Origin of the sequence: Pseudomonas sp. M47T1 (assembly GCF_000263855.1) — a bacterium.
Classification (GTDB): domain Bacteria; phylum Pseudomonadota; class Gammaproteobacteria; order Pseudomonadales; family Pseudomonadaceae; genus Aquipseudomonas.
This window is the reverse complement of record NZ_AJWX01000002.1, coordinates 98538-120887: the sequence shown is the minus strand read 5'-3', so window position 1 is coordinate 120887 and position 22350 is coordinate 98538. Positions and strand designations below refer to the sequence as shown.

Annotated in this window: 22 protein-coding genes; 11 read left to right on the top strand and 11 right to left on the bottom strand. The window is 64.0% G+C overall.

The window, feature by feature from the left end:
* Nucleotides 1–129: 129 nt before the first annotated feature.
* The 6 genes from PMM47T1_RS02525 to PMM47T1_RS02500 are packed head-to-tail and all read left to right on the top strand — an operon-like array spanning nucleotide 130 to nucleotide 6864.
* Nucleotides 130–855 (top strand): RDD family protein, encoded by a 726-nt coding sequence (locus tag PMM47T1_RS02525; RefSeq protein ID WP_043300635.1) that lies wholly within the window; start codon nucleotides 130–132, stop codon nucleotides 853–855.
* Nucleotides 852–1829 (top strand): stage II sporulation protein M, encoded by a 978-nt coding sequence (locus tag PMM47T1_RS02520; RefSeq protein WP_008365502.1) that lies wholly within the window; start codon nucleotides 852–854, stop codon nucleotides 1827–1829. Before PMM47T1_RS02525 ends, PMM47T1_RS02520 begins: the two co-directional genes overlap by 4 nt.
* Nucleotides 1816–3339 carry a DUF4129 domain-containing protein gene (locus PMM47T1_RS02515; protein WP_043300667.1) on the top strand — a complete coding sequence of 508 codons (1524 nt, stop codon included), beginning with the start codon at nucleotides 1816–1818 and terminating at the stop codon, nucleotides 3337–3339. The genes PMM47T1_RS02520 and PMM47T1_RS02515 overlap by 14 nt, the downstream gene beginning before the upstream one ends.
* Nucleotides 3336–4496, top strand: a complete 1161-nt coding sequence (locus PMM47T1_RS02510) for a DUF4350 domain-containing protein (protein ID WP_008365499.1) — start codon at nucleotides 3336–3338, stop codon at nucleotides 4494–4496. The genes PMM47T1_RS02515 and PMM47T1_RS02510 overlap by 4 nt, the downstream gene beginning before the upstream one ends.
* Entirely contained in the window at nucleotides 4493–5533 is a 1041-nt protein-coding gene (locus PMM47T1_RS02505; RefSeq protein ID WP_008365497.1) for an AAA family ATPase, read from the top strand. Before PMM47T1_RS02510 ends, PMM47T1_RS02505 begins: the two co-directional genes overlap by 4 nt.
* Nucleotides 5533–6864 carry a DUF58 domain-containing protein gene (locus PMM47T1_RS02500; RefSeq protein WP_043300665.1) on the top strand — a complete coding sequence of 444 codons (1332 nt, stop codon included), beginning with the start codon at nucleotides 5533–5535 and terminating at the stop codon, nucleotides 6862–6864. The genes PMM47T1_RS02505 and PMM47T1_RS02500 overlap by 1 nt, the downstream gene beginning before the upstream one ends.
* A gap of 176 nt (nucleotides 6865–7040) precedes the next feature.
* Here the strand turns inward: PMM47T1_RS02500 and PMM47T1_RS02495 are convergent, their stop codons facing one another.
* Both PMM47T1_RS02495 and PMM47T1_RS02490 read right to left on the bottom strand, forming a co-directional pair.
* Nucleotides 7041–7382 (bottom strand): PilZ domain-containing protein, encoded by a 342-nt coding sequence (locus tag PMM47T1_RS02495; protein WP_008365494.1) that lies wholly within the window; start codon nucleotides 7380–7382, stop codon nucleotides 7041–7043.
* 165 nt (nucleotides 7383–7547) lie between these two features.
* Nucleotides 7548–7922 (bottom strand): tetratricopeptide repeat protein, encoded by a 375-nt coding sequence (locus tag PMM47T1_RS02490; protein ID WP_043300634.1) that lies wholly within the window; start codon nucleotides 7920–7922, stop codon nucleotides 7548–7550.
* 178 nt (nucleotides 7923–8100) lie between these two features.
* On the opposite strand from PMM47T1_RS02490, the gene pyk reads away from it, so the two are divergent.
* Both pyk and PMM47T1_RS02480 read left to right on the top strand, forming a co-directional pair.
* Complete coding sequence (gene pyk / locus PMM47T1_RS02485) at nucleotides 8101–9552, top strand: pyruvate kinase (protein ID WP_008365492.1); 1452 nt, start codon at nucleotides 8101–8103, stop codon at nucleotides 9550–9552.
* Between the two features lie 256 nt (nucleotides 9553–9808).
* Nucleotides 9809–11152 carry a hypothetical protein gene (locus PMM47T1_RS02480; protein WP_008365490.1) on the top strand — a complete coding sequence of 448 codons (1344 nt, stop codon included), beginning with the start codon at nucleotides 9809–9811 and terminating at the stop codon, nucleotides 11150–11152.
* Between the two features lie 9 nt (nucleotides 11153–11161).
* On the opposite strand, the gene PMM47T1_RS02475 is transcribed toward PMM47T1_RS02480, so the two are convergent.
* Nucleotides 11162–12100, bottom strand: coding sequence for an iron-sulfur-binding ferredoxin reductase (locus PMM47T1_RS02475; RefSeq protein WP_008365488.1), 939 nt, complete (start codon nucleotides 12098–12100; stop codon nucleotides 11162–11164).
* A complete protein-coding gene (locus PMM47T1_RS02470; protein WP_043300633.1) occupies nucleotides 12093–13199 on the bottom strand; it encodes a GGDEF domain-containing protein in 1107 nt (368 codons plus the stop codon). The genes PMM47T1_RS02475 and PMM47T1_RS02470 overlap by 8 nt, the downstream gene beginning before the upstream one ends.
* A gap of 336 nt (nucleotides 13200–13535) precedes the next feature.
* Here PMM47T1_RS02470 and PMM47T1_RS02465 point away from each other — a divergent pair, with 336 nt between their 5' ends.
* A complete protein-coding gene (locus tag PMM47T1_RS02465; RefSeq protein ID WP_008365485.1) occupies nucleotides 13536–15059 on the top strand; it encodes a fumarate hydratase in 1524 nt (507 codons plus the stop codon).
* 94 nt (nucleotides 15060–15153) lie between these two features.
* Here PMM47T1_RS02465 and PMM47T1_RS02460 read toward each other — a convergent pair whose 3' ends face one another.
* From PMM47T1_RS02460 to PMM47T1_RS02435, 6 genes are all read right to left on the bottom strand, one after another.
* Entirely contained in the window at nucleotides 15154–15471 is a 318-nt protein-coding gene (locus PMM47T1_RS02460) for a ribbon-helix-helix domain-containing protein (RefSeq protein ID WP_008365483.1), read from the bottom strand.
* Nucleotides 15472–15481: 10 nt separating this feature from the next.
* Nucleotides 15482–16063, bottom strand: coding sequence for a DJ-1/PfpI family protein (locus PMM47T1_RS02455; protein WP_008365481.1), 582 nt, complete (start codon nucleotides 16061–16063; stop codon nucleotides 15482–15484).
* A 118-nt stretch (nucleotides 16064–16181) separates the two neighbouring features.
* Complete coding sequence (locus PMM47T1_RS02450) at nucleotides 16182–17339, bottom strand: phospholipase D-like domain-containing protein (protein WP_008365479.1); 1158 nt, start codon at nucleotides 17337–17339, stop codon at nucleotides 16182–16184.
* Nucleotides 17340–17511: 172 nt separating this feature from the next.
* Nucleotides 17512–17841, bottom strand: coding sequence for a hypothetical protein (locus PMM47T1_RS02445; protein ID WP_008365478.1), 330 nt, complete (start codon nucleotides 17839–17841; stop codon nucleotides 17512–17514).
* A complete protein-coding gene (locus PMM47T1_RS02440; RefSeq protein ID WP_008365476.1) occupies nucleotides 17838–18929 on the bottom strand; it encodes a serine hydrolase domain-containing protein in 1092 nt (363 codons plus the stop codon). The genes PMM47T1_RS02445 and PMM47T1_RS02440 overlap by 4 nt, the downstream gene beginning before the upstream one ends.
* Before the next feature lie 157 nt (nucleotides 18930–19086).
* Nucleotides 19087–19971, bottom strand: a complete 885-nt coding sequence (locus PMM47T1_RS02435) for an acyl-CoA dehydrogenase family protein (protein ID WP_008365474.1) — start codon at nucleotides 19969–19971, stop codon at nucleotides 19087–19089.
* 134 nt (nucleotides 19972–20105) lie between these two features.
* On the opposite strand from PMM47T1_RS02435, the gene olsB reads away from it, so the two are divergent.
* Both olsB and PMM47T1_RS02425 read left to right on the top strand, forming a co-directional pair.
* Nucleotides 20106–20861, top strand: coding sequence for an L-ornithine N(alpha)-acyltransferase (gene olsB / locus PMM47T1_RS02430; protein ID WP_008365472.1), 756 nt, complete (start codon nucleotides 20106–20108; stop codon nucleotides 20859–20861).
* Nucleotides 20861–21637 (top strand): lysophospholipid acyltransferase family protein, encoded by a 777-nt coding sequence (locus PMM47T1_RS02425; RefSeq protein ID WP_008365470.1) that lies wholly within the window; start codon nucleotides 20861–20863, stop codon nucleotides 21635–21637. Before olsB ends, PMM47T1_RS02425 begins: the two co-directional genes overlap by 1 nt.
* 18 nt (nucleotides 21638–21655) lie before the next feature.
* On the opposite strand, the gene PMM47T1_RS02420 is transcribed toward PMM47T1_RS02425, so the two are convergent.
* Nucleotides 21656–22222, bottom strand: coding sequence for an acyl carrier protein phosphodiesterase (locus PMM47T1_RS02420; RefSeq protein ID WP_008365469.1), 567 nt, complete (start codon nucleotides 22220–22222; stop codon nucleotides 21656–21658).
* Nucleotides 22223–22350 lie beyond the last annotated feature (128 nt).

The window sequence follows — 22350 nt, the reverse complement described above, 5'->3', positions numbered from 1 at the left end:
TTACGCGGCACCGCGACCAGCAATCGGTGGTGATTGGACGCGAACAAATAATGTCGGGTTGCTTCGGGCCCGTGGGGTGGCTAGGATCGGCTGGCAACCTTTACTTTCAGCCCCGCACCCAAGGCATCCATGCCCCAGACCTCAGCGACGCGACGGAATGCAGTGCTGGTCCCGCCAGTGGACACCCGCTACCAGATAGAAACACCCGAAGGCATAGACCTCAGCCTGCGCCCTGGGGGTCTGGTGGTGCGCAGCCTGGCGTTTGCCATCGACCTGGTGCTGCGCGCGGCGCTGCTGGGCGTGGTGTTCATGGTGTTGGGGTGGATGGGCCGGCTGGGCATGGGCCTGGCCGCGATCCTGCTGTTTATGGTGAACTGGTGGTACATGGTGCTGTTCGAGGTGCTGAATCAGGGCTGCTCGCCCGGCAAGCGCGCCATGGGCCTGCGCGTGGTGGAGGATGACGGCACCCCGGTGGGCTGGTCGGCCTCGTTGCTGCGCAACCTGCTGCGCTTTGCCGACATGCTGCCGTTCGGTTATTTCCTGGGCGCCATCAGTTGCCTGCAACACCCCACGTTCAAGCGCCTGGGGGACCTGGCTGCCGGAACACTGGTGGTGTACCGCGACCAGCCCCATCAACGCCCGCGCCTGCCAGCCGCTGAGCCCATTGCCGCGCCTTTTGCCCTGACACTGATGGAACAACGGGCCTTGTTGAGCCTGGCCGAACGCCAGGACGAACTGTCGGCAGAACGCCTGGCCGAACTGGCGGCCATTGCCGCTCCCGCCCTCAATGTCAGCCCGGGCATGGCCATGGCACGCATCAACGGCATTGCCCGCGGCCTGTTGGGGCCCACATGAAACAGAGCCAGTTTGAACATCAGCACCAGGCCCAATGGCTCGCGTTCGAGCACCTGCTGGTGCTGTTGGAAAACGGCCGATCGCGGCCCGAGGCCAGCGAGACGTTTGGCCCCGATTACCGGCGCTTGTGCCAGCACTTGTCGCTGGCCCGCGAGCGTGGCTACAGCAGTCACCTGGTAGACAGCCTGCAACAGTTGGCCATGCGTGGCCACCAACAGTTGTACCGGCGCCGGCGTGCGGTAGGCGCCAGCATCGCGGTGTTCGTGCTGGCCGGTTTTCCGCGCCTGGTGCGCCAGCAATGGCGTTTCGTGGCGCTGGCCAGCCTGTTGTTTTTTGGCAGCCTGCTGCTGACGGGCCTGCTGGTGTATGGCTATCCCGACTTGGTGTACAGCGTGATGGACCCGCAGCACGTGGCGCAGATGGAGGCTATGTACGACCCCGACCAGACCCGCCTGGGCCCGGCAGCCCAGCGGCTGCCGGATCAGGACTGGATGATGTTCGGCTACTACATCATGAACAACATCGGCATTGCCTTCCAGACCTTCGCCAGCGGCCTGCTGCTGGGAGTGGGCAGCCTGGTTTTCCTGCTGTTCAACGGCCTGATGATCGGTGCCGTGGCCGGGCACCTGACCGACATCGGCTATACCCAGACATTCTGGCCATTCGTGATCGGCCACGGCGCCTTCGAATTGACCGCCGTGACCTTGTCAGGCGCCGCCGGCCTGAAACTGGGCTGGTCATTGGTGGCCCCTGGGCGCCTGAGCCGTGGCCAGGCCCTGCGCCAGGCAGCCAAAGTGGCCATTGAGCTGATCTACGGCGTCATCGCCATGTTGCTGATCGCCGCCTTCATCGAAGCCTACTGGTCGTCGAAAACCAGCGTCAGCCCCGAAGCCAAGTACCTGGTGGGCGCGGCCCTGTGGCTGCTGGTAGGCGCCTATCTGACCGTCGGTGGGCGCCAGCATGCGCCTGACTGACGCCAGCATTGCCATTCGCCCCCGCTCGCCCTGGGAAGCTCTGGACCTGGGTGTACTACTGGCGTGCCGGCACCGGCGCCTGCTGATGCTCAGCTGGGCGCTGCTGACGCTGCCGATATTCGCCCTGCTGTCATTGCTGCTGTGGAATTCGCCCTCCCTGGCCATATTTCTGTTCTGGTGGCTGAAGCCGGCCTTCGAACGCCTGCCCTTGCACATTCTATCCCAAGCGCTGTTCGCTGAACCGCCCACCCTGGGCCAAGCGTTGCGCCAATGGCCGCAGCTGTTGAAGGTGCAACTGCTGCCCAGCCTGCTGTGGCGGCGCCTGAGCCTGAGCCGCAGTTTCAGCCTGCCGGTGCAACAGCTGGAAGGCCTGGCGGGCGTTGATCGCCAGCGGCGCCTGGCCATCCTCCATCAACGCAGTGGCCGTGCCGCACACTGGCTGACCCTGGTGGGCATGCACCTGGAGGGCGCGTTGTGGATTGGCTTGCTGACCCTGTTCTACCTCATGGTGCCCCAACAGGTGGAAGTGGAATGGAGCTGGCGGCGCCTGATCGAAGCCGCCAACGGCCAGTGGCTGTGGGTGGAACATCTGACCAACGCTTTCTATGCACTGGTGCTGGTGTTCTGGGAGCCCATTTACGTGGCCTGCGGTTTCACCTTGTACCTGAACCGGCGCACCGAACTGGAAGCCTGGGACATTGAATTGGTGCTGCGCAACCTGCGCCAGCGGCTGGCTGGCCTGGCCCCCTTGCTGCTGATCATGAGCGTGGGCCTGGGGCTGCTCGGCGTGGCCCCGCACAGCCAAGCTGCGACGCAGCCCAACCCGTTCGACAGCCCACGCCTGGTGCACCAGGCCGTGACCAGCCAGGCTGCGCGCGCCGACATCAACCAAATCCTCGAGCAACCGCCGTTCAGCAACAAGCAAACCCTGCACCGCTGGCGCCTGGACCAGCCCCAGGACAAAGCGGAAAAACCCGCCGACCTCGGCAAACTACTGGAACACCCGTGGCTGAAGTGGCTGGGGCAGGCCATGGAAGTCGTGCTGTGGGGCGCCGTGGTGGCCATGATTACCCTCGCCGTCTGGCGTCATCGACAGTGGCTGCAGACCTTCGTCAACCGCCGCCGTCCCGCTGCCGCCTCGCAACCCCAGGCGCCCCAGCAATTATGGGGGCTGGCGGTAAGTGTGCAGAGCCTGCCCGACGACATTGCCGATCACGCCCGGCAACTGTGGGCCAGCCAACCGCGCGAAGCCCTTAGCCTGCTGTACCGAGGCCTGCTCAACCGCCTGTTGAATGACTACCGCCTGCCGCTGCACGAAGCCGACACCGAAGGCCAGGTGCTGGAAAAGGTCGCACACCTGGACAACCCGGCGCTGGACGCTTTCAGTCAGGTACTGACGCGGCACTGGCAGGCCCTTGCCTATGGCCATCGCTTGCCCAGCGACAGCGTGGCCATGCAACTGTGCAACGACTGGAGCGCGCTGTTCGCCGCCAAGGGCCCATCAGCATGAGCCGTCGCGGCCAATGGCTGATTGCCCTGCTGGCGCTGCTGGTGCTGGGCGCCGGTGGCCTGTACCTGGCCCGTCATCTGCACCCCTATGAGGAAGTGATCGACCGCGGCCCTTCTCCGCAGGTGCGCACCCACCCCTGGTTGGCCGCCGAAATGTTCCTGCGCCAGCGTGGCCTGAAGGTGCAAGCGGCCAACGGGCTGGAGGTGTTGCAACAATTGCCGTCCAAGGGCCAGAGCCTGTTGCTGCTGGGCGACCGCGACACCATGACCGCCCGCCAGGCCGAGGAAGTACTGGCCTGGGTGCGGGCTGGCGGCCGCCTGCTGTTCGTGGCCCAGGCGCTGTGGGATGACGACAAGGCCATGAGCGGCGACCTGCTGCTGGATCGCCTGCAACTGCGCCAGTTCATGGCCAGCGATCTGCCGGCCTTGCCTCCCGTGCAGCCCGATCATTTTCCGCAACTGACCAAGCTGTACCTGGAAAACGAGCAGGCGCCGGCCTATTTCAGCTTCAACCCGGACTTTCACCTTGAAGACCCGGCCAACAAGGCGCAGTCCTGGGCCAACAGCAGCAACGCCACGCACCTGATGCAACTGGCCTATGGTGAAGGCCTGATCACCGTGGTGACCGATGCCGACCTGTGGGCCAACGTCGCCATCCGTCGCTATGACAACGCCTGGCTACTCTGGTACCTCAACCAGGGCACCGACGTCACGCTGGTGTCGCGCAGTGCCCACGACAGTCTCGCCACCCTGCTGTGGCGCCACTATCCGCAGGCATTGCTGAGCCTTGCGTTGCTGCTGATACTTGGCGTGTGGCACTTCGCCCTGCGCCAAGGCCCGATTCAACCGGCGCCAGCGCTGGGCCGCCGGCAATTGCGCGAACACCTGCGGGCTACGGCCGCCTTCGTGCTGCGCAACGCCGGCCAGGACCGCCTGCTGCGCGCGTTGCAACAAGACATTCTGCGCCGCGCCCGCCGTCGCCATCCGGGCTTCGAGCGCCTGGCCGTGGCCGAACAATGGCAGGTACTGGCGCGGCTCACCCGCCAATCCACTGCCGCCATCGGCCAGGCGTTGCGCCCGCCCTTGAAACAGCGCCTGGGCGCGGCCGAGTTCAGCCGCCAGGTAGCCCACTTGCAAACTCTCAGGAATGCCCTATGAGCGACCCGACCCACGACGTGCACGACGATCAAGGCGCCACCGCGCCGCCGGTCAGCCATTCGCCGGAACACCTGGCCCAGCAGCGGCATCGCGCCAGCCTGCTGGCCCAGGCGCTGCGCACTGAACTGGGCAAGGCCGTGATCGGCCAGCCGGCGGTGATCGAAGACGTGCTCACGGCCCTGATCGCCGGCGGCCATGTGTTGCTCGAAGGTGTGCCAGGGCTGGGCAAGACCCTGCTGGTGCGGGCGCTGGCACGCTGCTTCGGCGGCGACTTCACGCGCATCCAGTTCACCCCCGACCTGATGCCCAGCGACATCACCGGCCATGCCGTGTATGACATGCAGACCGAGCAGTTCAAGCTGCGCAAGGGCCCGCTGTTCACCCATCTGCTGTTGGCCGATGAAATCAACCGTGCCCCGGCCAAGACCCAGGCCGCACTGCTGGAAGCCATGCAGGAACGCCAGGTCACTCTGGAAGGCCGCGCCCTGCCCATTGCTCAGCCGTTCATGGTGCTGGCCACCCAAAACCCGCTGGAACAGGAAGGCACCTACCCGCTGCCTGAGGCTGAGCTCGACCGTTTCATGCTCAAGCTGCGCCTGGACTACCCCGAGGCCGACCAGGAACTGGCGATGGTGCGCCAGGTCAGCCGCTCGGTGCGCGCCGACATGCTCGATGTACAGCCCTTGCGCACGCTGTTGCAGGCCAAGGACGTGGTGGCCCTGCAACGCATCGCCGGCGACCTGCCGCTGGATGAGCAGGTTCTCGATTACGCCGTGCGGCTGTCGCGCGCCACGCGCACCTGGCCCGGGCTGTCGATTGGCGCCGGGCCGCGAGCGTCCATCGCCCTGGTACGCGGCGGCCGCGCCAGGGCGCTGCTGCGCGGCGGCGACTTTGTCATTCCCGATGACATCAAGGGCTGCGCGCTGGCGGTGCTGCGCCACCGCGTGCGCCTGGCGCCTGAACTGGACATCGAAGGCCTGTCGGTGGACCAGGTGCTGCGCCAGGTGCTCGACCAGGTTCCGGCGCCGCGCCTGTGATAAAACCGTCGCGGCTATTGCTGGCCTGGCTCGGCGTGTTGCTGGTGGCCAACCTGATGCTGGGCAGCCTCGACGCCCTGGGCGTGGCGCTGCCCCAGGCCGTGCAGTCCGTCGCCTGGGGCATGTTGCTGGCGTTCTTGCTACTTGGCGCCCTGGACGCCTGGCGCGTGCGCCGCCTGCCCTCGCCGAGCGTGCGCCGGCAGGTACCGGGCAGCCTGCCCCTGGGACGTTGGGGCGAGGTGCGGCTCGACATCAGCCATACCTATGATCGGCCGCTGACCCTGCAAGTATTTGATCACGTGCCAGATGGCCTGAGCTTCGAGGACCTGGCACAAACCATCGAACTGCAACCGGGCCAGGACAGCCAGCTGGGCTACCGCCTGCGCCCGCTGCGCCGCGGCCACTTCCAGTGGCGGCACCTGGAATGGCTGCTGCCAAGCCCGCTAGGGCTGTGGCAGCAACGGCGCATTACCGACCTGGACGATGCAACCCGTGTGTACCCCGACTTTGCCCGCCTGTACGGCGCGCGCCTGTTGGCAGTGGATAACTGGTTGAGCCAAATGGGCGTACGCCAGCGGCCACGACGCGGCCAAGGGCTGGAGTTCAACCAGCTGCGCGAGTTTCGCGAAGGCGACAGCCTGCGCCAGATCGACTGGAAAGCCACCGCCCGGCAACGTATGCCCATCACCCGTGAATATCAGGATGAACGGGACCAGCAGATTGTTTTCCTGATCGACTGCGGCCGCCGCATGCGCAGCCAGGACGGCGACCTGGCGCATTTTGACCACGCGCTCAACGCCTGCCTGCTGCTCAGTTACGTGGCCCTGCGCCAGGGCGACGCGGTGGGCCTGGCGACGTTTGCCAGCGAACAGCAGCGTTTCCTGGCACCGGTGAAGGGCGCAGCCCAGCTCAACGTGCTGCTCAACGCCGTGTACGACCTGGACAGCAGCCAGCGCCCGGCAGACTACGCGGCGGCGGCCGAACGCCTGCTGGCGCGCCAGAAGCGCCGGGCGTTGGTGGTACTGGTGACCAACCTGCGTGATGAGGACGATGAGCAACTGTTGGCGGCGGTCAAGCGCATCGGCCGCCATCATCGCGTGCTGATCGCCAGCCTGCGCGAGCAGGTACTCGACGAACTGCGCCAGGCGCCTGTGCAGACGTGGCAGCAAGCCCTGAGCTACTGCGGCACCATCGACTACCTCAACGCCCGCACGCAACTGCACGAACGCCTGAGCGCCCACGGCGTTCCGGTGCTGGATGCACGACCGCAGGAGTTGGGCGCCCAGTTGGTGACCCGCTACCTGAGCTGGAAAAAGGCCCGCACCCTATGACCGCACGAGGCTATGCCCGCAGGAGCTGCCGCCAGCCCGTAGGAGCTGCCGCCAGGCTGCGAGGGCGCACACAGCGTGCCCGCGATGAGCATCACACCGCCGAAGGGCAGCGCTTACAAGCGGCTATAAAGTCCCTGTAGCAGGGGGCGCAGGTAGCGTCACGACATCACGCGATATCAGGCCGACTCGTTCATCGGGAAGCTGAAGTAGTCGCGCAGCGCGCACACCAGATGTTCGTACTCGACATTGGCGTGCAGCAGCTGAAAGCCGGAGTCGTAGTGCCCTGGCGTCACGTCTTCGTGGCACCACAGGCACGCGGCCGTCAGGTTTATCACCTGGTCGGGGAGTTTGATCTGCAGTTCGAAATCCGGGCCAACCAGCAACGGCAGGTTGCTGATCAGCATCAATCCCTCTTCGTCGACATTGCCCAGAAACCCTATGGGCTGACCCGTATAACGGTTGAAGACTTTCAGATAACACGGCAGCTGGTGACGCTCGATACGGCGTTCGGTGAACATGTTCTCATCGCAAGTTTAAAGATCTTCGCCCATGATCTCACCCGGGTGCACCCGCTTAAAGTGAAGAACGACCAAGCGTGTACGCACCCGACGAAGTGTCGTGGGAAGTGGCTTGCCAGCGAGCGTTCAAAGGCAAAACTCGATGGCAAGCCAGCCCCCGCAGGGTCAGTTGGCAGCTTGTGGCTGCGCAACGACCACGGCGCTATGGTAATGCCCCAGTTGCTGCAGCGTGTCCAGGCGCGCGCGGGCGCGATAGGCGTATTCGCTGTAGGGATACTGGGTGATGATGAACTCGTAGGTCTGGCCGGCATCCAGGAACAGGTTCTGGCGTTCCAGGCACAAGCCGCGCAGCATCGACACCTCGGGCTGCACATACGGCCGCGAGCGGCTGGTGCGGTCTACCTGGGACAACTCCAGCATGACCTTGTTGCAGTTGCCGTAGTTGTACTGGTTGTAGGCTTCGTTCAAATGATGGTCCATCGACCACCGGGTACAACCGACGACACTGGTCGCCAGGGCTAAAACGATAAGGATTCGCATGGGTATCTCCTGTCCTGTGCGGTTTATCGACCAGAACGCAGAATTCTTCAGTGGCAACCGACCACCCGCCCACGTGAGTATCGCCCAACCCCCTGCCACCAAGGTAGTGCAGAGGAACAATGACTACAGCGCGATTGAGGAGTAGCCTTTCGCTGCGCTTCAATAAAGGAGTCAGTGCATGACCGTTCGCCGTACCAAAATCGTCGCCACCCTTGGCCCTGCCAGCAACTCGCCGGAAGTGATCGAGCAATTGATCAAGGCCGGCCTGGATGTTGCCCGCCTGAATTTCTCCCACGGCACACCGGACGAGCACAAGGCTCGCGCCCGCCTGATTCGCGACATCGCCGCCAAGCTGGGCCGGCATGTGGCGTTGTTGGGCGACCTGCAAGGTCCAAAGATCCGTATCGCCAAATTCGCCAACAAGCGAATCGAGCTGAAAGTCGGTGACGCGTTCACCTTCTCCACCAGCCACCCGTTGACCGAAGGCAACCAGGAAATCGTGGGTATTGATTATCCGGACCTGGTCAAGGACTGTGGTGTCGGCGACGAGCTGCTGCTCGACGACGGCCGCGTGGTAATGCGCGTGGAAACCGCCACCGCCGATTCGCTGCACTGCTCGGTGCTGATCGGTGGCCCGCTGTCGGACCACAAGGGCATCAACCGTCGCGGTGGCGGCCTGACCGCCCCGGCCCTGACCGAAAAGGACAAGGCCGACATCAAGCTGGCAGCTGAAATGGACCTGGATTACCTGGCCGTTTCCTTCCCGCGTGATGCATCCGACATGGAATATGCCCGTCGCCTGCGCGACGAGTCCGGCGGTACCGCCTGGCTGGTGGCCAAGATCGAACGCGCCGAAGCCGTGGCCGACGACGAAACCCTGGACGGTCTGATCCGCGCCAGTGACGCCGTCATGGTGGCCCGTGGTGACCTGGGTGTGGAAATCGGCGACGCCGAGCTGATCGCGATCCAGAAAAAGATCATTCAGCACGCCCGCCGCAACAACAAGGCAGTGATCGTGGCGACCCAGATGATGGAGTCGATGATCCAGAACCCGATGCCAACCCGTGCCGAAGTATCCGACGTGGCCAACGCCGTGCTGGACTACACCGACGCGGTCATGCTGTCGGCCGAAAGTGCTGCCGGTGCCTACCCGATCGAGGCCGTGCAGGCCATGGACCGTATCTGCCTGGGCGCCGAAAAGCACCCCATGAGCATGAAGTCCAGCCACCGCCTGCACACCCAGTTCGAGCGTTGCGACGAAAGCATCGCCCTGGCGGCGATGTACACCGCCAACCACTTCCCAGGTGTGAAGGCGATCATCGCCCTGACTGAAAGCGGCTACACACCGCTGATCATGTCGCGCCTGCGTTCCTCGGTGCCGATCTACGCGTTCTCCCCGCACCGCGAAACCCAGGCCCGCGCCGCCATGTTCCGTGGCGTCGTGCCGGTTGCCTTCGACCCGGCGGCACTGCCGGCCGACAAGGTCAGCCAGGCGGCAGTGGACGAACTGCTGAAGCTGGGCGTGGTCGAGCAAGGCGACTGGGTCATCCTGACCAAGGGCGACAGCTACCACACCATCGGTGGTACCAACGGCATGAAGATCCTGCATGTCGGTGATCCGCTGGTCTAAGGCCTGCGCGTCACGCAAGAGCCCCCGGCGTGAAAACGCCGGGGGCTTTTTTTTCGCCGCCCGCAAAACACCCGGTTGCCGCTGCGCTGCGGGTCCCTCCTTGCGGGGCGCTAAAATCAAAAGCCAGACAAAAAGCCAAATCAAAAGCAGGTACTGCCAGATCTGACAGGTTCGCGCATCGCCGTCATGGGATGAAATCGCGTTTTCGGCCATTGCGCGCCGGTTCCGGATTTCAACTTGCCCAGGACACTGCACCATGCACACACCTCCCACCCTCCACCGCGAACTGCCCATCCCGCTACCCAGGTTGCAAGCCCATGCACTTGATGACCAGGTGTTGGAGATCGATGGCGATATCAAAGCCATTGCTCAAATGGCCGACAGCGGCCAATGGCTGCTGGCCATCGACGCAGGATTCGAGTTCTGCATCGCTCGCCTCAACCCCGACCTGACCCTGGACGATACGTTCGGCGACAATGGCAGCGGCTATTTCTTCGACAGCTTCGACCCCGCCGGCTTCGGCTTCAACGCCGTCAACCAGATTCATTGGGTCGACGACAAAATTCTGGTAACCGGCGCTTTCTTCGACTTCGATGTCGACCGCATTGCGGTTGCTCGCTACCACGCCGACGGCCGTCCGGACGCGGCATTCAATGGCAATGGCAAACACATTGTCGAACTGCCCCACTCTCCACGCCGACAGGGCAAACAGCGAACGGGGACACTGCATTCGGCCATTTCCACCCCTCACCACACGCAGGTGCAGGCAGACGGCGGCCTTGCGTTTTTCTTTCTTGAAGTGGATGACCGGCATCGTGATGGCCGCGCCTTTCTTGTACGCCTGGACGCCAACGGGCAACTGGACCCCGGCTTCAATCAGCAGGGCTTCGTGCAGGTGCAATTCGAAGGGCAGGAACTCAACCCCAGGGGCCTGGTGCAACAAGGTGCCGATCTGCTGGTGTATGGCGCCACCCAGCCGGATGAAGAGGGCAGCGGCTATGGCCTGATCATGCGTTTTGACCCACTGGGTCACCTGGACCGCACGTTCAATGGCTCAGGCTACGTGGTTATCGGTAGCCACGCCGCACGCGCAACCCTTGCCCAGGTCAGCGTTGATGAACAAGGCGCGATCTTCGCCGCTGGTACCCTTTCCAGCGAACTGCTGATAACACGTCGCCACCCCGACGGCAGCCCCGACGGCGCATTCAACAATGGCGCGCCAATGCTGGTGGCATTGCCCTTCGAACTGCAGGCTGTGAAGGCCATGACCGTCCAGGGCGACGCCATGCTGATCGCCGCCAGCGCCGGAGCTCGCGAATACAAGGGCACACTGATTCGCCTGCGCACCAACGGCGCCCTGGATGAGCGCTTTGCCGACGGTGCGGGTTACCTGATGGCCGAGCAGGAATCCGAGTACCTGGCACTCAGCCTTGCGCCCGACGACAGCATCATCGCTGCCGGTTATGTGTTCAACGGCGGTTACTACGCCTGGATTCGGCGATTTGGCCGTGACGGCATTGCCCCCACCTGCGGTTTACAGCGCGCGGCCCGCAAGCAGCGACGTCGTGGCGGGCTCAAGGCTGCCACCCATCCTGGCTAGGAATGCCGGTCAGGCGCGGTCGACAAACACATCGGCCAGCAGCTGACTGCGGGGTACCCCGGCCATGAACAGGCGCTTGGAAAAGGTCTCGACACTGGCTGGGCTTCCGCACATCAGCGCGCGCGTCTGCCGTGATGACACACGCAGCCCGCCCAACGCCTGTGCCAGGTCGGCTGCGGTAAGCAACTGCACCTGCAGGGCCGGGTGGGCTGCGGCCAGCTCGGCCAGCGGCTCGCGCAGGTAATGCTCTGCGGCATCATGGGCCAGGTGCAGCACGCGAATGGCACCATGGTGGTCCTGGCGCAATGCTTCGCGCAGCACACCATAAAGCGGCGCCAACCCCGTTCCCGCAGCCAGCAGCCACAACGGCTGGTCCTGCCAGTCGGGGTCGTAGTGCAAGGCACCGCCGCGCAGTTCGCCAAGGCGGACCGTGTCTCCCACCTTCATGAGCCGCGCCTGATCAACAAAAGCGCCGGGCTGGCGGCAGTCGATGTGAAACTCCAGAAAACGATCTTCCTGGGGCAGGCTCGCCAGCGAATAAGGCCGAGCGACGCCACTGGCGGCCCATAGCACCAGGTGCTGACCGGCCTGGTAACGCAGGCTGCGCTGGGGCTCCAGGCGCAGGCGCAATACGTTCGGGCTTAGCCAGTGGCAGGCCTGCACCTTGGCCGGCAGGCCATCGGTGGCCGGGTCGAACACTTCCACCTGCAGGTCTGCCACCACTTCGCACTGGCAGGCCAGGCGCCAACCCTCGGCGCGCTTGTCCGGGGCTAGCGCATCGGGGTTGCGGTCATGCGGTTCACCGCGCACGCAGTGCACCAGGCAGGCATGGCAACTGCCCGCGCGGCAACTGTAGGGTACGTTCAGGCCCTGGGCGTTGAGGGCATCAAGCAAGTTCTGGCCCGTGGGCACGGACCAGTGCCGCTGGCCGGCAGTGATCTCAGGCATCCACGGCTTCCCAGGCGGCCGCGCACTGATTGCGACCGTTGCGCTTGGCGCGGTACAGGGCCTGGTCGGCACGATGCAAGGCGTCGTCCAGGTCGTCACCTTCCAGCAACAGGGTCATGCCCACCGACAAGCTCAGGCCAGGCACCTCCAAACCCTCCAGCTCGGCGGTGGCGAAGGCCAGGCGCAGGCGTTCGCAGCACAGCTCCAGGCGCTCGGTGGTGGCCTCAGGCAACAGCAACACGAACTCTTCGCCACCGTAGCGCGCCAGCACATCACCTTCGCGCAGGCAGGCGCCGGCGACCTGGGCAAACATCTGCAACACCTGATCGCCCGCCGCATGGCCGTGGACGTCATTGATACGCTTGAAATGATCAAGGTCAATCAGGGCCAGGCCATGCTGGCTACCGCCGCCCATGGACAACAACTCGCGGCCTGCCAAACCGAGGAAGTGCCGGCGGTTGTAAAGGCCGGTCAGTTCATCGGTGGCCACCAGGTCTTCCAGCTGGCGCATCATGCCGCGCAGGGTTTCCTGGTGCGCCTGCAAGGCATAGCGGCGCTGGCGCATGCGTTGGCGCGAGGCCTGCACGTAACTGGCGTAGAGGCACAGCCACACCAGCACCACGAACAGCACGCACATCTGGATAGCCGCCAGGCCCGGGTCTGCGAGCGTCATCTGGTAACCTTCATACAGGTTCAGGCCGGCAAAACTGAAAAACACCAGGACGGCGCAGCGCACGAAGATGCGGCGGCCCAGGTGAAACAACCCGAACAGCAGGATCAGCAGGTAAAGCACCAGGAACGTGCCCCGCGCACCGTCCAGGTTGGCCATCAGCCACGTCTGCCAGACCATCGCCAGCAGCACCTGGAACTCGGTGAGGCTGGGGTCGCCGAAGCGACGGTTCCAGCCCTTGAAAAACACCACCGCCAGCAGACCCTGGCTTATCGCTACCAGCGCGGTGGAGATCAGCGCTGTGGTAATCGAGGCGCGAAAGTAGTCGCTGAGTGTGGCCACCCAGGTCAGCATCAACACCAGTACATAAGTACCAGCGGCGAGTAGGAAACGCTTGATCAGCAGTTTCTGTTGAAGTTTGTCGGTCACTCGTTGACTCACCGTGCTCAAAGGGATTCCTTCCCGTCCTGGCACCGAACGGCGCTATGGCCAGATGCCACTTTAGTGCTACCTGTCAAAAATAACTAATCAAATTTGAAACCGTTGTATAACTGTTCTGTACAGCTTTGCACCGTTTCCCAACGCCGATAACCGCCCTACCTTTGTCTACCGTCGCGTGCCGGTGGCCAACAGGTGCGGTATACTGCCGCGCCTTTTTTGCGTCGGCGGCAGCTAGCCGGCGCGCCTTGAAAGGTCGTTTCGACGGTCGCCCGACGTGTCGAAATACCTTAACGAATGTTCCCGTCTTTAAGAGGAGCGCGCCGCATGACCGTGATCAAGCAAGACGACCTGATTCAGAGCGTCGCAGACGCCCTACAGTTCATTTCCTACTACCATCCGGTAGATTTCATTCAGGCAATGCACGAAGCCTACCTGCGCGAAGAGTCGCCGGCGGCCCGTGACTCTATCGCCCAGATCCTGATCAACTCGCGCATGTGTGCCACCGGCCACCGCCCGATCTGCCAGGACACCGGCATCGTCACCGTGTTTGTACGCGTGGGCATGGATGTGCGCTGGGATGGCGCCACCATGAGCCTGGACGACATGATCAACGAAGGCGTGCGCCGGGCCTACAACCTGCCCGAGAACGTGCTGCGCGCCTCGATCCTGGCCGACCCGGCAGGTGCCCGCAAGAACACCAAGGACAACACCCCGGCGGTCATCCACTACTCCATCGTTCCCGGCAACACCGTGGAAGTGGACGTGGCGGCCAAGGGCGGGGGCTCCGAGAACAAGTCGAAGATGGCCATGCTCAACCCGTCCGACTCGATCGTGGACTGGGTGCTCAAGACCGTTCCGACCATGGGCGCCGGCTGGTGCCCGCCCGGCATGCTGGGCATCGGCATCGGCGGCACCGCCGAGAAAGCCGCGGTGATGGCCAAGGAAGTGTTGATGGAGTCCATCGACATCCACGAACTGAAGGCCCGCGGCCCGCAGAACCGCATCGAAGAGATCCGCCTGGAGCTGTTCGAGAAGGTCAACCAGTTGGGCATCGGCGCCCAGGGCCTGGGCGGCCTGACCACCGTGCTCGACGTCAAGATCATGGACTACCCGACCCACGCGGCCTCGCTGCCGGTGTGCATGATTCCGAACTGCGCCGCCACCCGTCACGCTCACTTCGTGCTGGACGGCTCTGGCCCCGCCGAGCTGGAAGCGCCGGACCTGGACGCCTACCCGGAAATCGTCTGGGAAGCGGGCCCCTCGGCCCGTCGCGTGAACCTCGACACCCTGACGCCTGAAGACGTGCAAAGCTGGCAGCCAGGCGAGACCATCCTGCTCAACGGCAAGATGCTCACCGGCCGCGACGCCGCGCACAAACGCATGGTGGAAATGCTCAACCGCGGCGAAACCCTGCCGGTGGACCTGAAAGGTCGCTTCATTTACTACGTCGGCCCGGTCGACCCGGTACGTGAAGAAGTGGTTGGCCCTGCCGGCCCGACCACTGCCACGCGCATGGACAAGTTCACCCGCCAGATCCTCGACCAGACCGGCCTGCTGGGCATGATCGGCAAGTCCGAGCGCGGCCCGGTGGCCATCGAAGCCATCAAGGACTACAAGGCCGTCTACCTGATGGCCGTGGGCGGCGCGGCCTACCTGGTGGCGCAAGCCATCAAGAAGTCCCGCGTGGTGGCCTTCGAGGAACTGGGTATGGAAGCGATCTACGAGTTCGACGTCAAGGACATGCCGGTCACCGTTGCGGTGGACAGCAAGGGCGAGTCGGTGCACATCACCGGCCCTGCGATCTGGCAGAAAAAGATCAGCGAAAGCCTGGCGGTGGAAGTGAAGTAAGGTCCAGTACCTTGCAATGAAGAACCCGGCCTTGCGCCGGGTTTTTTTATGCCACCTGAATGACGTGGCCGCTCCCACAGGGCCGCATTCGGGCTCAAGCGTGGGCGGTCATGGCCACGACCGATGACGCACGCGGCGCTGACACCACGCTGCGACGCTGAGTGAGGTAACGCATGCAGCTCACCCGCAGGAACGAGGCGAAATTCACCACTTCGCCGCGGTAGTCCATCACCTCCTCGTAAAGCTTGGTGATCAGTTGGTTGGTGCTCATGGTATCTGCCTCGGCGATTTCGCTGAGGATGTCCCAGAACTGATTCTCCAGGCGCAGGGTGGTGACTACACCGCGAATGCGCAGGGAGCGCGAGCGCGACTCGTAGAGGATGGGGTCGGCTTTTACATAGAGCTCGCACATGCTCAAACCCTCACAGGATGATTTGGGTGCCCAGCAATTTCAGGAACCCGGCCAGCCACGCAGGATGTGCCGGCCATGCCGGGGCGCTGGCCAGGTTACCCTGGACGTGGGCCTGGGTGACGTCGATGTCGATAAAGCGACCACCGGCCAGTTTCACCTCCGGCGCACACGCGGGGTAGGCACTGCATTCGCGGCCTTCCAGCACGCCCGCGGCAGCCAGCAGTTGCGCGCCGTGGCACACGGCGGCAATCGGCTTGCTGCTCTGGTCGAACGCCTGCACCAGTTCCAGCACCTTGGCGTTGAGCCGCAGGTACTCGGGCGCGCGACCACCGGGAATGACCAGCGCATCGTAATCAGCCGCCTGCACCTGGGCAAAGTCGAAGTTCAGGGCAAAATTGTGGCCCGGCTTTTCGCTGTAGGTCTGGTCGCCCTCAAAGTCATGGATGGCGGTGCGAACACTTTGCCCAGCCTTCTTGTCCGGGCACACGGCGTGCACCACATGGCCCACCATCTGCAGCGCCTGGAACGGCACCATTACTTCGTAGTCTTCGACATAATCGCCGACCAGCATCAGAATCTTTTTCGCGGCCATGCAGCGGTCCTCCTTTGTACGGGGTGAATTACCTTTCCCCTACAAGGTAGTCGCGCAATTCCCACCACGGGTAATACGGGGATACTACTCATCGGATTGGGTCATCGGATAGATCCGCTTATTGCCGACGGCCGAACAAGGCAATGGTCAAGCGGTCCAGCCAGCCGAATACGCGCTGCTGAACGCGCGCCCAGAGCGGCCGGCGTTGCCAGTCGGCACTATTGATCTGCACGCTGGCGAGGAAGTCGCGGGCGAAACTCTCCCGCACCGCAGCCGTCAACGCAGGGTCCACCGCCTCGACGTTGGCTTCCAGGTTGAAACGCAGGTTCCAGTGGTCAAAATTGCACGAGCCAACACTGACCCAGTCATCAATCAGCACCATCTTCAAATGCGAAAAGCACGGCTGGTACTCATAGATGGTCACGCCCGCCTTGAGCAGGCGCGGGTAGTAGTTGTGACCCGCGTAACGTACCGACGGGTGATCGGTGCGCGGCCCGGTCAACAGCAGGCGCACGTCCACGCCCCGGGCGGCAGCGCGGCGCAGTGAACGACGGACTTTCCAGGTGGGCAGGAAATACGGCGTGGCCAACCAGATGCGGTGGTTGCCACTGTTGATGGCGCGCACCAGCGAACGCAGGATGTCCCGGTGCTGGCGGGCATCTGCATAGGCTACGCGGCCCAGGCCAACACCGGCGGGCGGCAGCCTGGGTAAGCGCGGCAGGCCGAAATGGGTGGCCGGGCGCCAGGCCGTGCGGCGCAGGTTGGCCCGCCACTGGCGGTCGAACAGCATTTGCCAATCGGCGGCCAGCGGCCCCTGGATCTGCACCATCACCTCATGCCACTCGCAGGCATGCTGGTCGGGCTGCCAGAATTGATCGGTCAACCCGGTGCCGCCCACAGCCGCCCACTGCTGGTCAACGATCAGAATCTTGCGATGGTCGCGGTACAGGTTGCGCAGGCCCCGCCGCAACCTCATGGGGTTGTACCAGCGCAACTCCACGCCCGCATCGATCAAACGCTGGCGCAATGGAGCCGACAGCGCCAGCGAGCCGTAATGGTCGAACAGGCACCGCACCGCCACACCCCGCCCAGCCGCGTCGGCCAACGCCTGAATCACCTCTTCGGCGCAGCGTCCCGACTCCACCAGATACAGCTCCAGGTCCACCTGCGCACGCGCCGCCGCGATGGCATCGAGCATGCGCGGGAAGAATACCGGGCCATCGATCAACAGTTCGAAATGGTTGTCGGAGCGCCAAGGGAATATGGGACCGGCCATGTAACCTCCAGTTACAAGCTGGAGCCCAACCTTAACCGGGTGGTGGCTGACTGGCAAACCACGATCTGAAATTGTGGGCGGCCGTCAGGCTGCGAAAAAGTCCGCAGGACCTTCGACGGTGTCATAGCGATCGCGGGCCCGCAGTGCCCGCCTTCGCGGCCTGGCGGCAGCTCTACAGAGGCTGCATATCGCGATGCGGTGTGCCAGGCGACAACCGGCAGCCCTGCCGCGGGCCGAGCCAGACGGCTGTGGCGTTCTGGCCCAGGCCGCGAGCGGACACCCTGGCGTGGCCAGGGTCGTCGTCAAGGGAACTGAGGGGCAGCCATTGTTTGACGTACCCCTGGCAATAACCGACCGATTGCCCCATGACATAACGGCAGGAGCAGTACTCTTTGGCACTGTAGGCACTGAGAATGCCCGGAAAGGCGAACAGCGCCACGCGCTCGTGCCAGATCGCCAAGGCAATGGCCAGCAGGATGACTACCGTTACCCCGCGTTTCATGGCTGCACCGTGGGGGCAAACGCGGACAGCACGCGCTTGAGCAATTCGTTGTGCTGGTAGCTGCCATCACGGTCGTCGCCATAGCGCACGATCACCAGTTTCTGCTCGGGTAGCACGTACAGCGCCTGGCCCCAATGCCCCAGCGCCGCGAACGTCTGCGCCGGTGCATCAGGCCAGGGCCGAGGGGCGTTGCCTACCGGCTGGTTGAGCCACCAATGGCCCCCGCCCGTGGCTTCGCCCGGTTCGGCCACCGCGTGTTCGAAGGCGTGGCGGTTGAAGTCGACCCACGCCTTGGGCACCAGTTGCCGGCCTTGCCAGCGGCCGTCGCGCAGCATCAGCAAACCGATGCGCGCCAGGTCGCGCGCCCGCAGGTAGGCATATGACGACGCTACGAAGGTGCCATGGGTATCGCTTTCCCATACTGCCAGGGTGATCCCCAAAGGCTGGAACAGCGCTTGCCAGGGATAGTCCGGGTAATCATGGCCACCTACCATTTGCTCCAGCGCCGCCGACAGCAGGTTGCTGTCGCCACTGGAGTAGCGGAACACCTGGCCGGGCGCCGCGAAGCTTTCAAGGCCGGCAGTAAACGCCGCCATGTCTCTGTGTCCACGGGTGTACAACATGGCCACCACCGAGGAATACAGCGGCGCATATTCGTAGTCTTCCTGCCAGTCCAGCCCCGAGGCCCAGTGCAGCAGGTCGACGAGGCGAATGTCCGGGTGGCGGGACATGGGCGGGTAATAACGGCCCACCGAGTCGTCCAGCTGGAAGCGGCCCTGGCCGAACGCAACGCCCAGTACGCAGGCCATCAGGCTTTTGCTGATGGACCAGGTGCTGTGCAGCGAGTCGGCGTTGAAGGGCGGCGTATAGTGTTCGTAGACCAGGCGACCATCGCGGATCACCACCAGCGCATCGGTGCGGATGCCTTTTCGCGTGTCATCGTTGCGTGGCGCGAAGGCATAGTCGGTCAGCGCCTGGACCGCCGGACCTGGCGGCTGTAAATCCTGCGTCCACTGCTCGCCGGGCCAGTCTTCGGCGAGGGCTGGCAGGGCGAGCAGTGCTAGAAGTAATAGCCAGGGTTTGCGCATGCGGCGCAGTGTAGGCAGTGATTGTGACAACTGTGACAACCTGAAGCCGCTGCCGCCAGGCTAAGCCGGCCTTCGCATACGCTGTAGATCTCCAGCGAACTTCAGGGCCAGCGCAGCCTTCGGCAGCCGCTACGATGCAGCGGGTACCACGCCGCGGTTACAGTCTGAGTGTTTGCAGGGCTTTTTCCAGGCGCTTGTTGCGGGCGCCACTGGCCAGGGTCAGCAGGCCGCGATCGCGCTGCCAGGTGCTGGCGAGCGCTTCCGGGCCTGCCTCGAACGCCTGCTCCAGGTCAGCCGAGAGCGCGGCGAACTGCTCGAATATTCCCGCCAGCAATACATGGCTGGCCGCCGCGTCCGGGCACTGGCGGGTCGCCTCCGCGCAACTGCCCAGCAGGCCCAGCAGCCTGAGCTGCAGCGACTTCGGCCAGGCATGGTCCTGGCCACAGGCATACAGCCAGGCCAGCATTGCACTGAGCACGTACAAATCTTCCAGGCTGCGGAACGGCTTCACATAGGCGTCCCAACCATCCCCGGCCAGGCGTTCGCACAAGGCACTGTCCAGGTGCAGACGGCTGTGGCTGATTTCCGGCATCAGCGCGATGGGCGGCAGGGGCTCCAGGCGCACACCCGCCTCGCCAGGGTAGACCACCACCAGACTCAAGCGCGGCTCTTGCCCCGGCTCCTCACTGCGGGCCGCCACCAGCAGCCAGTCCGCCGCGTCGCCGGCGGTGACGAAGTCCTTGCGCCCGGTCAGACGCAAGTCGCTCAGGCGCGTCTGCATCTCGGAGGGCCGCAGGCTGTGCTGCTCGGTGGCGCAAATGGCCCCCAGGCTCGGCGGCGCGCTGGGCCACAGCACCCGCAGCGCCGCCTGGTAGCCCACCAGGAAAGCCAGCCCGGGGCTGTGCACCGCCTGGCCGCCCAGTACCGCCAGGTCGAAGGGGGAAACCGGCCCCAGGCGTTCGAGCAGCGCCGCGTAGGTATCGGTCAGGGTGGCCGCCCAGGGCAGCCGTTCACGCACATTGAGCATCTTGAGCCAGGACATGGGGCGCTCCTTGGGGGCTGTCATACAAGCATCACCAAAGCTTAACGGTGATGACACCGGGCCTACCTAGGCTGAGATTGCCCAATAAAGTCGACCGGCCGCAACCCCATTTGGCTGGCTTTTGGAGACTCGCAATGACTCAGATCGCTCTCTCTGGCATTACTCGCACCGAACGTCGCCTGCAGGCCGAACGCCTGACCGGCCCCCACGCCCTGCGCGAAGCCCAGAGTTTGCGCTTCAGCGTGTTCAGTGGCGAGTTCAATGCCAAGCTCAAGGGCGCCGAACTGGGCCTGGACATGGATGACTATGATGCCCACTGCCGCCATATCGGCGTACGCGACCTGAGCACCGGCGAACTGGTGGCCACCACCCGCCTGCTGGATCATACGGCAGCCCATGGCCTGGGCCGTTTCTACAGCGAGGAAGAGTTCAGCCTGCATGGGCTGGGCGGCCTGCAAGGGCCCATCCTGGAAATTGGCCGCACCTGCGTGGCTCCCGACTACCGCAACGGCGGCACCATAGCCGTGCTCTGGGGTGAACTGGCCGAAGTACTCAACGAAGGCGGCTACAGCTACCTGATGGGCTGCGCCAGTATCCCTATGCAGGACGGTGGCGTTCAGGCCCGCGCAATCATGCAGCGCCTGCGCGAACGCTACCTGTGCACCGAATACCTGCGCGCCGAGCCCAAGAACCCGCTGCCCGAACTGGACGTGCCGCATAACGTCATCGCCGAAATGCCGCCCCTGCTCAAGGCCTACATGCGCCTGGGCGCCAAGGTCTGCGGCGAGCCGTGCTGGGACGAGGAGTTCCAGGTGGCTGATGTGTTCATTCTGCTCAAGCGCGAGAACCTCTGCCCGCGCTATGCCCGTCACTTCAAGGCAGCCGTCTGATGGCACGCTGGCGCGTCTACGCGCGCATCGCCCGAGTGTTGGTCGTGGTCGCGCTGGGCCTGGGCATGGCCACCTTGTTTACCCTTTACGAGCGCCTGCGCATTCGCCACTCCATGGTGCGGCGCCAGCGCTGGTCGCGGTTTTTCATGCGCCGCCTGAGCAACGCCCTGCCCTTTCGCGTGAGCGTTCACGGCGAGTTGCCACAACAGCCGATGCTGTGGGCGAGCAACCATGTGTCATGGACCGACATTGCCCTGCTGGGCCAGTTGGCGCCGCTGTCGTTCCTGTCAAAGGCCGAGGTGCGCACCTGGCCGATCGCCGGCTGGCTGGCCCTGAAAGCCGGTACGCTGTTCATTCGTCGCGGTTCGGGTGACAGCCAATTGATCCGTCGGCAGATGACCCAGCACCTTGGCCACCACTGCTCGCTGATGATTTTTCCCGAAGGTACTACCACAAACGGCCAAGGCCTGCGGACCTTCCACGGTCGTCTGCTGGCCAGCGCCATCGAGGCTGAAGTACCGTTGCAACCGGTGGCCATCCGTTACCTGCGCAACGGCGCCATTGACCCGCTGGCGCCGTTCATTGGCGACGACGATCTGCTGTCGCACTTGATGCGCCTGTTCAGCAACGACGTGGCCGATGTTGAGATTCACTTGCTGGCGCCGATTGCCAGTGCCGGCATGGAACGGGCGGCGCTGGCGTACCAGGCCCAGGAAGCAGTGCGGGCGGCGTTGTTTGGAGCGGATGCCGGCATTCCTCAATCCGCAGCCGCATGATCGCGCGGCCACGTACCTTCAGGCGCGGGCAAAAGCCTGCAGGATGGGGTAGAACTGGCGGAAGTCTTGCATCAACGGCTCGTACAGCGCCCTTACCTCAGCCATTGCCCCCAACAGCCCTTCAGGCTTGGACAAGCGTCGGGAAATGCCGTTGAACACTTGCTCCAGCACCTCGAAGTCCCGATACGAACCCAGCCAGTCATCGGCAATCATGTACGGCGCCATCCGCGCCAGGCGCCCCGGCAACTCAGGCTCTGCGGCCAGCACCCGGTAAACGCCCCGGGTGTAGTGCGCCAGGGACACGTCCGAATAGTCCCCCCAGTGCCGCGCCAGGCAATGGTCAAAAAACACATCGACGATGATCCCGGCGTAACGGCGGCGCTCGGCTGGGAAGCGCCCCAGCGCCGTCAGCACCAAAGGGTGGCTGTCGGTGTAGGCATCGATGCGGCGATGCAACTGAATGGCGTCCAGCAACGCAGGCGAATAGCGCCCCTCAAGCCGCCCTTTGACGAAATCGCCGTACAGGCTGCCCAGCAGTTGTTCCGGTTCCTGGCCGCCCAGGTGCAAATGCGCGAGATAGTTCATGGCTTGAGCGTATCACCTCCGGACTATATCGTTATAACCCGATATACCGATTTATCATTTCCATAGCACTCGATCATATTTGTATATCGCGAAATACAGATATATATTTCGTTGCATCGCGATATAGC